The sequence below is a fragment of the Nonomuraea diastatica genome (genome assembly GCF_004349015.1).
Taxonomy (GTDB): Bacteria; Actinomycetota; Actinomycetes; order Streptosporangiales; family Streptosporangiaceae; genus Nonomuraea; species Nonomuraea diastatica.
Genome location: NZ_SMKP01000098.1, coordinates 23,261 through 36,951, shown reverse-complemented (window position 1 = coordinate 36,951; position 13,691 = coordinate 23,261). Strand labels below are relative to the sequence as shown.

The following is a 13,691-nucleotide window of genomic DNA, read 5'->3' as shown; positions in this document are numbered from 1 at the left end:
CTCCAGCCGCGAGCCGCGGTGGGCCAGTTTGCGGTGCGAGCGGTCGATCTCCAGCCACTCCTCGGCGATCTTGACGATCGCCTCGCGCTCCCACGGCAGCAGCGCGTGCAGCGCGATCTCGGGGCCGAACTTGGCGTCGTCCAGGCGGCCGAGCACGGCGCGGGCCTGCCAGCGCAGCACCCGCACGTGATCCAGCCCCAGCGTGGCTGCCGCCTGCCGGGTCGACCAGCCGCCGGCTGATAGGTGTTTCGGACCGGAACTGGTTCATGAACTCTGACGCGGAAGGGTAGCCGACGAACCCGGCCGCCTTGTTGTGCCATTCGGCGTAGAGGAAGTCGATGGCATTCTTCAATGCACCGGAGGTCGAGTGGTTGTACTCGGGCGTGACGAACACGTAGGCATCGAAGGAAGAGATCTTGTCGGCCCATTTCCTGGTGTGGGGAAGCTCGCCCGCCTTCACAGAGGTCTTCACAACCCAAGGGCTACGGGACATCACCATCATGCCGCGGACGCCGAAGAGGGACGCCATCTGCGAGCGGGTCATCGGCACCCTGCGCCGCGAACTGCTGGAGGCCAGGAACGGTCCTGGCTGGTGTTGGAGACCTACTGCGAGCGACCTTCTCCGACGGGTCCTACAGGGTTCGGAGCTCAGCCACTCCCTGGTGACCAAGCCTTCATCAGCGCTGTCAGGCCGGGCCGGGTGCGCCGTCGGGCAGCACGACGAACATCAGACGTGCCGGGTGCTGGACGATGCGGGTGATGTGGCCTCCCTTGATGTCCGCGGCGAAGGCGACGTCTCCGGGTCCGAGCCGCCGGGTTTCCCCGGCGGTGTCTTCAGCCTCGATGGTCCCACGGAGTACGACAACGAACTGGCGGGCCGGCGCCGGGTGCGCGGGGATGGTAATGCCGGCGAGAAGGTCGATGAACTGTATCGACACCACCTCGGATGGGGTCGTGGACAACATGGGCGCCACGCCGGGCCCCAGGTCCGTTTCATGTTGTTCGAGCGCTACGGTGGTCAACCTGCTGCCACCGTCGCCGTCGTTCACGACCGCGGGAAACTGCAAGGTCATTTCTTGCTCTCCTGTTCTGTCGCGGCGTCAAGGTGTGTTTCAGCAGGGCTCTTCCAAGCGGCGAGCGCCGACCGGGCGAATCGCATGGTGCCGTCTTCCAGACGGCCGTGGCGCATCAGCAGTACGTCTCGCAGGTAGTTCTGATGCAACCGCCAAGGTGCCGACGCCCCCTGCTTAGGCAACGCCTCGATACTGCGCATGACATATCCGGACTTGAGCCCGATGAGCGGGCCAGCCGACGGCGCGGGCCCGGTCGGCACGCAGAACCGATAGCCCTGTCGCTCCATGTGATTGATCAGCCGGCAGGTATAACCGGAAACCAGATCCGCCTTCAGCGTCCAAGACGCGTTCGTGTAGCCGATGGTGAACGCAAAGTTCGGCACGCCGGAGAGCATCATGCCCTTGTAGGCCGTCGTCCTTCCGATCTCGACAGTTACACCATCGACGCTCAGCGCCATCCCACCGATGGCCATCACGTTCAGACCGGTGGCGGTGACGATAACGTCGGCCGCCAGTTCCCTTCCGGACACGAGCCGGACCCCGTCCTCGGTGAATGTGTCGATCCCATCGGTCACGATCGACGCTTTTCCGTCGCGTACGGCATGGAACAGATCAGCGTCCGGCACGATGCACGGCCGCTGGTCCCAGGGGTCGTAGCGTGGCTTGAAGTGGACGTCGACGTCGTGGTCCGGCGGCAATCGCCGGTGCACGCCGTTGCGCAGGAAGCGCTTCACCCATTCTGGCCGCCGCCTGCTCAGCTGGTAGAACAGCAGGCCCATCAGGACGTTCTTCCACCGTACGACCGGATAGGCGGCTTTCGCAGGGAGCACGCGGAGCAGCACGCCGGCGACGGGGTCGGCGGATGGCAGTGACAGGACATAGCTCGGTGAGCGCTGCACCATCGTGACGTGCTCGGCCGCCTGCGCCATCGCCGGAACGAGCGTCACAGCCGTGGCGCCGCTGCCGATGACCACGACGCGCTTGCCAGCGTAGTCCAGATCCCGTGGCCAGTGCTGGGGATGCACGATGGGGCCCGTGAAACGGTCTGCACCCGGGAACTCGGGGGCGTAGCCCTGGTCATAGCGGTAGTAGCCGGTATTGACGAAGAGGAAACCGCAGGTGAGCAGCATGGTCTCGCCGGTGTCAATGCGCTTTGCCCGAACGGTCCAGCGTGCGTCGGCAGTGGACCATTCCGCGCTGATGACGCGGTGGTGGAACCGGATCTTGTCGGCGATGCCGTGCTCTCGCGCGGTGCGCCGCACGTACTCGCGGATCGACCTGCCGTCGGCGATCGACCTGGCCTCGGGCCAGGGGTTGAATCGGTAGCCCAGGGTAAACATGTCGGAGTCGGAGCGGACGCCGGGGTAACGGAACAGGTCCCACGTGCCGCCGATCGCTCCGCGGGCTTCAAGGATGGCGTACGTCTTGCCCGCGCATTCCCGGCGCAGATGACAGGCAGCGCCAATGCCAGACAAACCCGCCCCCACAATCAGGACGTCAACGTGTTCGAGCCTCATGGCCATCCCTTCGTACTCCAGCCGCCACAGCCCGTGTACAGCCTCGACTCTATCGACACTATGTCGATAGAGTCAACAGTATGTCGATCCAGTCGACGTCGCGTTGATCCCGCTGCTCTGCCTCTATAGGCTGGATTGCATGACCTATGACGGCACTGCCACACCACGTTCGAGCCGTGGCCGCCGTGCTTCCCGGCCCACAGGCGACGATCGGGAACTGGACATCCTCACCACAGCGGCGAAGCTGCTCCAGGAGCGGGCGCTGAGCGAAATCTCGATCGACGACCTGGCACGCGGCGCTGGGATCTCGCGCCCCACCTTCTACTTCTATTTCCGATCCAAGGACGCGGTACTGCTCACTCTGCTCGACCGCGTGACCGAAGAGATCGGCGCGGCCGTGACAGGAACGTTCGACCGGCTCCGCGAAGACCCGGTGCGCTACTGGCGTGAGTGCCTCGCCGCGACCCACACGACCTTCGCCACGCACCGCTCGGTGCTGGCCGCCGCCGTCGAGGCCGGGCGCACCAGCGCGGAGGTCCGTCGCTGGCGGTCCGATATGAAGGAGATATGGATCACCAGGACCACGTTGGCCATTGAGGCCGAACGTGCCCGCGGCACCGCACCGCCCGGACCGCGAGCCCGCGATCTCGCCATCGCGCTGAACGCCATGAACGACTCGGTGCTCTATGCGACCTTGACCGGCGACGAGCCCGCGGTGCCGGCGTCCGACGTCGTGGAGATCCTGCTCCACACCTGGCTCACCACCATCTACCAGACCGCCCGGCCCACCTCGGCTGCCTGAATGCGCGCTGACGCTGGTGAAGGCGTCCTTGAAGGCCGGTGTGATGCACCACGGCCTGTTCAAGGACAGCCTCACCGGCGCTCCCCAGGGCGGAATCGCCACGCCCTCAACGCAATGGATAACTTGGGCGCATATCACCCTCCGTGTCGTTGGGGTCTTGTTCTCGGTTGTTGCCAGCGGTGCGTTCCCGGACCGGGATGCGGTGGCGGATGGTGATCTTCTCCGGTCCGATGAGGACGTCCTTGACGAGCAGCCGCAGGACACGCTGGCGTTCGGAGACGTCGGCGCTGGTGCGGAGCCGGGTGAGGAAGCCTTCGAAGTCGTCGGCGAGCTTGAGGTAGACGTCGCGGTCGGTAAAGCCGGCTGTCGAGGGCGTCGAACTGGCCGTGCAGGTTGGCCTCGCGGGCCCGCACGTCGGGCATCTTGGAGCGCAGCTCGTCGATGGTGATCAGCTGTTCGGAGAACGCTTCGATCATCCGGGAGATCGCCGTGATGGCGAACTGTTCCCGCTGCTGGCGGGCGGGGTCACTGGTGCGGTCCTGGATGAGCCGTGTGTCGATCTCGGTGCGGATGAGGCAGGGATCGGCGAGCAGGCCGGTGACGTGGCCCCAGACCACGGTGTCGAGGTAATCGGCGTGGACGGGTTTATTGGCGCAGACCCGCCCGCCTTCGTAACGGTAGTCGTCCGAGCCCAGGCACCGGTAGCAGCAGATCTTCCGCGTGGCCGTCCGTGTCGAGGTCCGGTAGTAGCCGTATCCGCACCTCGTGCAGGCGGCCAGGCTCTGGAGCAGGGATGGAATCTTGCTGTTGCGGGAGGCGTAGCGTTTGTTGTCCTCCAGCCGCTGCGCGGACTCGACCCCCGACACCCGCAGCACCCGCACCCGCCCGTTCGCCGCGGCGCACTCCAGAAGGGCCGACTTGCCGATGCCCGCCTCGCCGCGCACCACCAGAGCGCCGCACCGGCCCTCCAGCAACTCGCCGATGACCGACTGCTCCGCCTGACGCCCGTACAAACATGGCACTCCAAGAAAACGGTTGTCCGCAATTGTGACGTATGAGGTAAGTAGCGCCTGCCGATGGCTACGCGCCGCGAGCCGGAAACCTCACGATCCGCCGTCAGTCGTGCGGGCAGGGCGGCAGGAGCAGGTTGAGGCAGCCCGCGCGAGCAGGATCATCCGGATCAGCTTCAGTCGGGGTCGGCAACCGTTGGCGATCCGGCGCGCGCGCCTTCGCGGACGGCGGATGTCAACTCGCGGGAAGGTGGCGTCGAAGGAAGGCAATTTGGTCGGTGAGCACGTGCTCCCTGTTCTCGGGGTCGTTATAGAAGCTGAAATGAGTGCCAGGGTAGATCCGCAGCTCACCGCGCGGCGCGCGATCGGCGAGTGCTCGTGTCGTTTCTTGCGGCGTCTCCCGGTCATCGGCTGCTATGCAGACGAGAAGCGGCATGCTCAGCCGCTCGGCAGCATCGCCTGGCCGGTAGCGCGCCATGTCGAGGAACGCCCTGGGAGCCACGCTGTTGCGCCAGAGGGCGGTGCCGTGCTCGCCGGTGAGGGTCCTGATGTGCTGGTCCGCTTCTGCGGTGACGGTGACGGCGAGCTCGCCCGGCTTTCCCACCATGGGGATGTAGTAGGGCGACAGGCCGAGCTTGCCGCGTACGGCGTCCCAGAGGATGGCGGCCTGGAGGCGGAGGGTCTGCCCCACGGAGCGGCCCTCGACTCTTTTGGGGAACCCGTTGAACGGGATCTGCGCAACCGCCGCGACGATCGCGGGATCGTCGGCCGCCACGGACACGGCGTGGCCTCCACCGAGTGAATTGCCCCAGATCATCACCTGACCGGGGTCGACGTGCTCATGGCCGCGGGCGAAGGCGACAGCGGCGCGTAGGTCGTCCTGCTGGCCGTCAATGTCGACGAGCTGCCGAGGCTCACCGTCGCTCTCGCCAAAATTGCGATAGTCGAACACCAGGGTAGCCGATGCCCTGACCAAAGGTAAGTCCTAGAGGAGTGTTATGAGCGCTACCGACTCCGCCGAGGCGACCCCCCAGCGGATCCTCGCGGCCGCTCGCACGCTGTTCGCCACCGGCGGCTACCGCGCCACGTCCATGCAGGCCATCGCGGATCGGGTGGGCATCACCAAGGCTGCCCTCTATTACCACTTCGCCTCCAAGGACGAGATCCTGCACCGCCTTACCCTTCCCCTGCTGGACGAGCTCGAAGGCGCGCTCTCCGAGGCGGAGTCTCACGGCGATCCGGAGGCCGTGCGCTGGCGGGCGATCGAAGGCTACGTCGACGTCCACCTACGCCACCAGGAGACGCTCACCATGCTGGTGAAGGACATGACGCTGCTGGTCCAAGCGCCGGTGGCGGATCGGTTCCGTGCTGCGATCGCGCTGGCGAACGACCTGGTCGCCGGCCCGGAGCACGGCCTCGAACATCGTGTGCGCGCCTCGCAGGTGGTGGCCGGCCTGGCGGACCCTGTCGTGCTCTTCCGCGACGTGCCCACCGACCAGCTCAAGCAGCTTATCCTTGCCGGAGCCAGGGCCCTCCTCGGATCCAGGGCACTCCCGCCTCCCACCCGCGGGCGAGCGCGCGGACGGAGCGGCGGCCGCCCTGCCGCCCTCACTGAGGAGCAAGCAGCCCAGGCCCGGCGCATGTACGCGTCAGGGCATGGCGTCGAGGAGATCGCCCGCGGCTTCGACGTCTCCCGCGCGACGATCTATCGCTGTCTCAAAAACTAGATTTAGAAATTTTGATTTCGAAACAAGGTGATCTGTCCTGGAAGCCCGCCCGCAGTTCTACGCACGGCCCCCGGGCTCGTCTCGGGTGACTCGGGCTGACCCGCTCCCCCAGCACCCTGCTGCGCCGCCGTCCCCCCAGAAGCCGCGGAGCAGGGCGCCACGCGTGCTGGGCGTGGACGACTTCGCGACCCGCAAGGGGCATGTGTACGCCATGGTCTCCTGAACATGGAGACGGGCGAACGGGTGGATGTGCTGCCCGACCGGACCGCCGATACCCTGACCGCGAGGCACTCGGCCTGGATCGCAAGACCGTGCGCCGCTATGCCCACGCCGCCAACTCGAAGGAGCGAACCCGACCGGGGGCTCTTGGTCCGTGGCTCCATGTCGCGGACGGGCCGATGCTGGGTGGATCCGAGATCCGCCGGCCTTGGTCAGATGTGCTCCAGGACGACCACGGGGATCTGCCTGCGGCTCCTGGCCTCGTAGGTCTGGTAGACCGGCGCGAGCTCGGTCATCATGCGCCAGAGCCGCTCCCGTTCCGGCCCTTCAGCGGTACGCGCGCAGGCGGAGAAGCGCTCGCCGAGGATCTGCACGCCGACCTCCGGGTTGGCCACCACGTTGAGATACCACGCGGGATGCGTGTGCGTCACGGCCGAGCCGGACGCGACCAGGACGTAGCGGCCGTCGTCCTCCCCGAAGAACAGCCCCGTGCGCAGCCACCGGCCCGACTTCCTGCCCTTGACGGTGAGGACGAGGTTGGTCATGCCTCCTTCCAGGTAACCGTCACGGCCGTCCGTGGCCAGGTAGCGACGGACATGTTCGGCGACCGAGCGGTCGGGGCTGTCAGCGGCGTCGTCCCACATCACTGGTCTCCCGCCGTGATGCCCTGGGCGAACCCCGCATCGACCGCGAGCTCACGCCCTGATGCCTTGGGTACGAAGCGGTGGGCCGGGCGCCGCTGAACGGTGGAGGGTCGAGAAGTCATCTGAGTGCCTTTCGTTGCACAGGCGGGACCTGCCTCAGTGCGCGCTGCTGAGGCCCTGGGCGAACCCGCCGTCGACGGGGAACTCGACGTTGGTGGTGAAGGTCGCGTCGGCGGCCAGGAAGAGCGCGGCCGCGGCGACCTCCTCGACGGTGCCGTTGCGCTTGAGCGGAGTGGTCTCGCTGCCCTGCCGCTCGAACTCTCGGCGTTCTTCCTCGGTCAGCCCGGCGACGCCCATGGTCGGGGTCTTGATGTAGCCGGGGGCAACGGAGTTGACGCGGATCTTGCGAGGCAGGAACTCGGCCGCGAGGACGTGGGAGATCGCGCGCACCGCCTCTTTGGAGCCGGAGTAGGCGCTCAGGCCGGGGAAGATCAGATCGTTGGCGACGGTGGTGAAGACGATCGCCCCGCCGTCGTTGATCAGCGGCGACAGGCTCTGCACCGTGAAGAAGGCGCCCTTGGCGTTCACGGCGAAGTGCCGGTCCCAGGAGTCCTCGGTGACCTCCTCAAGCGTCTGAACCTCGGCGATGCCGTGGTTGACGAACAGGTAGTCGATCCGGCCGAGCCTGTCCCGCACGGTGTCGGCGAGGGCTCGGATGTCGGCCATGCTCGCCGCGTCGGAGCGTACGACGTGCGCGGGGTACGGCTTCAGCTCGGTACGCGCCTTCTCGATCTTCGTCTCGTTGCGGCCCGTGAGGACGACCTTGGCCCCGCCGGCCAAGAGCGCTTCGACGATGGCCAGGCCCATTCCGTGGGTACCGCCCGTGACGACGGCCTTCTTGCCTGCGAACTTGCTCATCCTTGATCTCCAGCTCAGTCAGTGTGCGAGGTGCGCCGGTTTCGACCGGCACGCAGAGGATGCGGGCCTGGGCTCGCGGTTTTCTGTCGGTCTGCTTGCGGTGCGCTGACACGCCGGAGGATGACCGCGTGGCCGTACGGTGAGTTCATGCGTTTCGGGGTGTTGGGTCCTCTGGCCGTCTGGTCGGCGGACGGTGAAGTCGTGGTGGTGCCTGAATCGAAGGTGCGCTCACTGCTCGCTGCTCTGCTGACGGCTCCGGGGCAGGTGGTCTCCGCTGATCGGCTCGTGGACGAAGTGTGGGGCGAGGCGCCGCCGGCGAACCCCACGGGTGCCTTGCAGACCTTGGTGTCGCGGCTGCGGCGGGTGCTTGCCCGTGCCGGGGGCCAGGGCCTGCTGGCGCACCGGGCCCTCGGCTACGTCCTCGACGTGGCGGACGACGCCATGGACGCAGGTCGGTTCACCGCACTCACCACACGGGCCCGTACCGCCACAGATCCCCGCGAGCGCGCCGAACTGCTCACCGAGGCGCTGGCGTTGTGGCGCGGCCCCGCATTCGCCGACTTCGTCGACGAGGAGTTCGCGCGCCCGGCTATCACGCGCTTGGAGGAACAGCGCCTGCTGGCCCTGGAGGAACAGGCCGAGGCCCGCCTGGAACTGGGCGAACACGGTCTTCTTGCCGGGGAACTCGGCGACCTGACCGGCCGCCACCCGCTCCGGGAGCGGCTGCGCGCGGCCCATATGCGAGCCTTGTACGGCGCGGGCCGGGCGAGCGAGGCCCTGGACAGTTATCAGGATCTACGCCGCAGCCTGGAGGAGGAACTGGGCCTTGAGCCGGGTCCTGAACTGGCCGCCCTGCAACAGGAGATCCTGCGGCAGGACCCGACCCTGCGGGCCGTCCCTGCACCAATGTCCGCGCCGCGCCGGCACACCAACCTGCCTGTCCCGGCCACCACCCTGGTCGGGCGATCGGACTCCGTGCCAGAGGTCCACGCCCTGATCGCGGCCGGCCGCCTGGTGACGTTGACCGGGCCCGGCGGCGTCGGCAAGACGCGCCTGGCGGTAGAGGTGGCGTCCGGCCTGACCGGTTCCCACCCGGACGGTGTCTGGCTGGTGGAGCTGGCCGCCCATGCCTTCTCCACCGAGTCCGGCGCCACCACCACGAGTGATGAACTGGCCGAGGTCGTGGCCGCGACGCTGGGAGTCCGGGATGACGCCGGCCGCTCCGGCCCGTTGCCGCGCACGCTGCTCGACCGTCTGTCCGAAGCGCTCCGCACCCAACGCCTGCTGCTGGTCCTCGACAACTGCGAGCACGTCATCGAGGCCGCCGCCGGCCTGGCTCAGGCGCTGCTGCGCGACGCCCCGGGCGTACGGATCCTCGCCACCAGCCAGGAACCGCTGAGCATCTCGGGCGAGCAGGTCTGGCCGGTGCCCCTGCTTGATCTACCCGGGGACTCGGATGATCAGGCGGAACTGCGCGCGTCGAGCGCGGTGCGGTTGTTCCTCGACCGCGCTGCGGCGGCCTCGCCCGGCTTCGCCCTCACCGACGACAACGCCCGTGCGATCGCCTCCATCTGCCGCCGGCTCGACGGCATCCCGCTGGCCCTGGAGCTGGCGTCGACCCGGGTCCGGGTCCTCGGGGTGCGTGAGCTGGCCAAGCGTCTGGACGATCGGTTCCGGCTGCTCACCGGCGGTCATCGGGGCGCCCCGGCACGACAGCAGACCTTGCGCGCGATGATCGACTGGAGCTGGGAACTGCTCACCGCAGCCGAGCAGGCAGTGCTGCGCCGGCTCGCCGTCCACTCCGACGGCTGCACCCTGGAGGCCGCCGAGGCAGTCTGCGCCGGGGCCGGCGTGAAGCCCGCCGAAGTCCTGGACCTGCTGACCCGTCTGGTCGACCGTTCCCTCGTACTGGTCGCCCACGAGGCGGACGGCACCCGGTACCGGCTGCTCGAGTCGGTGTCGGCGTACCTCGTGGAGCGGCTTCGGGAAACCGAGTACACGCGGGTACGGCGCGCTCACGCGTACTACTACGCGGCGTTCACCGAGCGGGCGGATCCCTTGCTGCGCGGCGCCGATCAGCAGCGCTGGCTGCGGCTTCTGGACGCCGAGACCGCCAATATCCGCAGCACTCTCGACAGCGCCGCCGCGGACGGCGACGGTCGCCTGGTGCGCCGGGTTGTCCACGCGATGGCCTGGTACTGGTTCCTGCGCGGTCGTCTCAGCGAGGCCAAGCGCTACCTCGCCATGGCCCTCGCCCTGCCCGAGGATTCCTCCGGATGCGGTGAGGGTGAGGCGGACCTTGCGGCCGGCCGGGCACCGGACCGGTCAGGCACCGTAGCCTGGCACACCGGGATGAGCCTGCTGTCCGGCGCCCCGGACGGACCGGCACGCCACAGCCAGGCCGTCCTGGAGGTGTACGAGGGCATCCGCGATCCCCATGAGCGGGTAAGGGCGGGCTGGCTGCTCGCTTACGCGGTCACCAGGTTCGGCGACTTCGCGGTGGGCACGGAACTGCTGAACCGGATGCTCATCGAGTCCCGTGCGCTCGGCGATCGCTGGGGCCTCGCCGCGGGACTCAGCACCCGGGGCATGCAGACGTACGTGTGCGGCGAGCTGAAGGTTTCCCGGCGCGACGGCGAGGAGAGTCTCGAGCTCTTCCACGAGGCCGGTGACCGGTGGGGGCAACTGCAGGCCACGGCCGTGCTGGGCCGGCTGGCGGAGATCGAGGGTGACTATCCGCAGGCCGCCCGCCTGCACCGGGAGGGGGCGCGGATGGCCGAGGAGCTAGGGCTGTGGACCGACGCCTCGATGCGCTGGTCCGAGCTCGGCAGGATCACCCTGTTGACCGGCGACCACGCCGGGGCCGAGGAGTTCCACGAGCGGGCCAGGCGCCTCGCCATCGAGCAGGGAGACCAACCGGCCGAGGAGTTCGCCGAGCTCGGGCTCGCCCTGGGGGCGCGCCGGCAGGGCCGACTCGACCGGGCGGAATCGTACCTGCGCCGCTGGCTGGAATGGAACCGGCAGTTCGACGCGGAGTACGGGACGGCGCTGATCCTGGCCGAACTCGGCTTCGTCGCTGAGCTGCGCGGGGACGCGAAGACGGCACTGGTGCTGCATCGGGAAGGGTTGGTCGCGGCCCGGGACACCGGCGACCCTCGGGCGATCGCCCTGGCCTTGGAGGGGCTGGCCGGGGCGCGGGCCCTCGCCGGTCAGTCCGTACGGGCCACGCGCCTGCTCGGTGCGGCGTCCGCGGCCCGCGCCTCGGTGGACGCGCCGCTGCCGGCGGCCGAACGCGGTGACGTGGATCGGATCTCCGCGGCGCTACGCGCGGCACTCGGAGAAGCGGGCTTTGAAGCCGAGTTCGAACTGGGCACCGTCCTGAATCCGGACGACGGGGAACTGCTCGACGCGTAACGGGGTACACTCGGGGCACGTGCCCGCGGCCTTGGCGCATGGTCGGCTGGACGTGAGCAAGCAGCGCTCCGTCGGGCTGCCTTCGAGGTCGCGGCGTGGGGTGACCTCGAAGGATGCGTACCGAAGGGCGACCAGCGGCGACGCCCCACTTTTTGGCGTATGCTCGCGTCCGGCAACAGGCCCCGGCACGCAAGCAGGTGTGATCGACATAGCCGAGCCGGTGCCGTTCCCGCGCGGGCGGAATCTCCGGCACCACCGGGTGACCGGCTTGCCGAATCCGAGTCACTCCTCGCGACGGCGCATGTCGGGAAACACGGCCGCCAGGGTCGGGCTGTCGGGCCGGTACAGGTCCAGCGGGTCGGCACGCATCGCCGCGTCGAGCGCGCGGGCGTCATCACCGACCAGGATGCGCCACGTGCCAGCGCGTACGCCATCAAGGATGACGGTCGCGGCGTCGGCGGCCGACAGCGGCGCGTTGTCGCGAAACCACTCACCCATGCTCTTGACCGCAGCCCGAACCTCCTCATCACTCAACCGGTCGGCGGGAACGCTCGCGACGGCGGCGGCGAGCACGCGGGCGTCCGCGAGCTCCTCGGCGGTTATGTCGTCAGGCTCGGAGTGGCCGTGGATCCGGCGGGAGTTGATCACGATCTCCGTGCCGACGTGCCCCGGCATCACCAGCGCGACCCGTACGTGCGGCGCGTTGATCCGCAGGTCCGTCAGCATCGCCTCGGAGAAGCCCTTCACGGCGAACTTGGCGGCACTGTACGCGCTCATCGGCAGACCGGGGCCGGCCGCCCAGAACCCGTTGACACTGCTGGTGTTGACCAGGCACCCCTCATCACTGGCGATCAGGAGCGGCATGAACGCACGCGTGCAGTTGTACACCCCGCCCCAGCAGACGCCGAACGTACGCTCCCACTCGGCTCGCGGGCTGGTGACGAAGCTGCTGCCGCCGCCGATGCCGGCGTTGTTGAACAGCAGGTTGATGTGGCCGGTCCGGTGCCGCTCGACCACCTCGTCGCGGAACCTCGTCACCTGAGCCTCGTCCGACACGTCGCAGTGGTGGGTGGTGACCCGCACATCGCCGCCGCCGGGTGCGGCTTTGGCGGCTCGCTCGGCGGTGACGGCCAGCCCGGCCTCGTCGACGTCGCACGCGGCGACCGAACAGCCTTCGGCGGCCAACTGAACGACCAGTTCACGTCCCATCCCGGCGCCGCCTCCGGTGACGACGGCCATCTTTCCCGTGAACGATCTCATCGCTCAACCCCCTCCGTCGCTGACCACCCTCGCACGTACCGGGGCGGCCATCAACGCCTGGTCCACCTCACAACACCCGCCTCGTCGTCGCCCGGCACCGGCCACACGCCGGCGGCTCCCCCGGCCGCCTGGCCGGCTCGGGCAACCATCGACTGCCGGCCGTCGAGGTCTGCGCGTTGGGCTGATGGCCACACGTGGCAGGCTCCTCCCTTTACTCCAGTCCTGACCGTTCGACCAGGCCAGGCGCCCCTTCCGCAGAGATCCCATCAGCGGGAAATTTCCCGGTGATGTGCGCAAGAATCCGGCACCGGCTGGCGCCCGGTTCGCGCGCCAGGTAGAAGATCCTGTCGCCCGCCAGCGTGACGTCCGAGTACTGCGGGAGCGCGCCGCCACGCTCGCGGATCCGGGTCAGCAGCTCCTCCCGGCGGGGCAGGGTGTCCAGCTGCTCGCGGGCATGGCTGGCCTGGCCGTCGAGCCAGCGGTGGAACTCCTCGCCGTCCGCCTCCATCCACCGGTAGGCATCGTCGAGCGTGATGCCGTGGTGAACGTCGCGCACCACGTCCGCTCGGGCGATCGGGGGGCCGCTGATGTCGCTCATCCGCATGAACATAGGCGACGCTCGCGAAGCCGGGTGAGCTGGTGACAGTGACCGAGATCGCCGCCGTGCCGTCGCGCTCGGCTATGCGAGTCGATGACGCGGCAGCGGGTCATGCAGCTGGCCACATCCGACCCGGCCTGGCCTGTGCCGCAGGTCGAGTGGCAGCAGGTGGGCCGTTACTGGCTGATCCCCTGGGACGACTGCCTGAAGAGCTATTTCACGGCGCGCGATTGCCCTGCCACCTGGGTCAACTCCGCTCGGGTGTACCTGGTGACAGCTTCCTTAACGGCAGGTCGGCCGTGGGTTCGGGCTGGCTGAAGGTTCTTCAGCGGGAACTCGCGGCTTTTCTGAGGCTGAGGTCAGGAAACAGCGCGTGTTCTTGAGAATAGCCGCGGGGTCAACCGGGGTATGCCTGATCGAACTCGGTGTCCAACAGCTTCTGGGCGAGGGCGGCGTATCTGCTGGCGGTGCTGTGGGAGAGGTTGAAGACCAGGGTGAGGTGGAGGGGG

The 13,691-nt window shown here is 68.4% G+C and carries 12 protein-coding genes and 1 pseudogene; 3 read left to right on the top strand and 10 right to left on the bottom strand.

Annotated elements, in window-relative coordinates; genetic code table 11:
* The 4 genes and pseudogenes from E1294_RS53075 to E1294_RS30105 form a co-directional block, all read right to left on the bottom strand.
* On the bottom strand, positions 1-186 hold a 186-nt coding region (locus tag E1294_RS53075; RefSeq protein WP_220448015.1), incomplete at its 3' end, for a hypothetical protein.
* A 109-nt stretch (positions 187-295) separates the two neighbouring features.
* Positions 296-493: pseudogene (locus E1294_RS30115) on the bottom strand (NADPH-dependent FMN reductase); the annotation flags it as partial.
* A 193-nt stretch (positions 494-686) separates the two neighbouring features.
* A complete protein-coding gene (locus tag E1294_RS30110) occupies positions 687-1,049 on the bottom strand; it encodes a cupin domain-containing protein (protein ID WP_132513967.1) in 363 nt (120 codons plus the stop codon).
* Positions 1,050-1,069: 20 nt separating this feature from the next.
* Complete coding sequence (locus E1294_RS30105) at positions 1,070-2,590, bottom strand: flavin-containing monooxygenase (RefSeq protein WP_132513965.1); 1,521 nt, start codon at positions 2,588-2,590, stop codon at positions 1,070-1,072.
* A 139-nt stretch (positions 2,591-2,729) separates the two neighbouring features.
* On the opposite strand from E1294_RS30105, the gene E1294_RS30100 reads away from it, so the two are divergent.
* Positions 2,730-3,392, top strand: coding sequence for a TetR/AcrR family transcriptional regulator (locus E1294_RS30100; protein ID WP_132513963.1), 663 nt, complete (start codon positions 2,730-2,732; stop codon positions 3,390-3,392).
* Between the two features lie 134 nt (positions 3,393-3,526).
* Here E1294_RS30100 and E1294_RS30095 read toward each other — a convergent pair whose 3' ends face one another.
* Positions 3,527-4,405: a recombinase zinc ribbon domain-containing protein gene (locus E1294_RS30095; protein ID WP_132513961.1), complete on the bottom strand. Its 879-nt coding sequence runs from the start codon at positions 4,403-4,405 to the stop codon at positions 3,527-3,529.
* A gap of 232 nt (positions 4,406-4,637) precedes the next feature.
* Positions 4,638-5,354, bottom strand: coding sequence for an alpha/beta hydrolase (locus E1294_RS30090; RefSeq protein WP_220448014.1), 717 nt, complete (start codon positions 5,352-5,354; stop codon positions 4,638-4,640).
* 46 nt (positions 5,355-5,400) lie between these two features.
* Here E1294_RS30090 and E1294_RS30085 point away from each other — a divergent pair, with 46 nt between their 5' ends.
* Positions 5,401-6,129 carry a TetR family transcriptional regulator gene (locus E1294_RS30085; RefSeq protein ID WP_132513957.1) on the top strand — a complete coding sequence of 243 codons (729 nt, stop codon included), beginning with the start codon at positions 5,401-5,403 and terminating at the stop codon, positions 6,127-6,129.
* 431 nt (positions 6,130-6,560) lie between these two features.
* On the opposite strand, the gene E1294_RS30080 is transcribed toward E1294_RS30085, so the two are convergent.
* Positions 6,561-6,992, bottom strand: a complete 432-nt coding sequence (locus tag E1294_RS30080; protein WP_132513955.1) for a nitroreductase family deazaflavin-dependent oxidoreductase — start codon at positions 6,990-6,992, stop codon at positions 6,561-6,563.
* Between the two features lie 156 nt (positions 6,993-7,148).
* Positions 7,149-7,910, bottom strand: a complete 762-nt coding sequence (locus E1294_RS30075) for an SDR family oxidoreductase (RefSeq protein ID WP_132513953.1) — start codon at positions 7,908-7,910, stop codon at positions 7,149-7,151.
* A gap of 147 nt (positions 7,911-8,057) precedes the next feature.
* Between E1294_RS30075 and E1294_RS30070 the strand changes: the two genes are divergently transcribed.
* Entirely contained in the window at positions 8,058-11,324 is a 3,267-nt protein-coding gene (locus E1294_RS30070; protein ID WP_132513951.1) for an AfsR/SARP family transcriptional regulator, read from the top strand.
* Between the two features lie 282 nt (positions 11,325-11,606).
* On the opposite strand, the gene E1294_RS30065 is transcribed toward E1294_RS30070, so the two are convergent.
* Together E1294_RS30065 and E1294_RS30060 are read right to left on the bottom strand one after the other, a co-directional pair.
* A complete protein-coding gene (locus tag E1294_RS30065) occupies positions 11,607-12,584 on the bottom strand; it encodes an SDR family NAD(P)-dependent oxidoreductase (protein ID WP_132513949.1) in 978 nt (325 codons plus the stop codon).
* A gap of 211 nt (positions 12,585-12,795) precedes the next feature.
* A complete protein-coding gene (locus E1294_RS30060) occupies positions 12,796-13,182 on the bottom strand; it encodes a hypothetical protein (RefSeq protein ID WP_165977548.1) in 387 nt (128 codons plus the stop codon).
* Positions 13,183-13,691 lie beyond the last annotated feature (509 nt).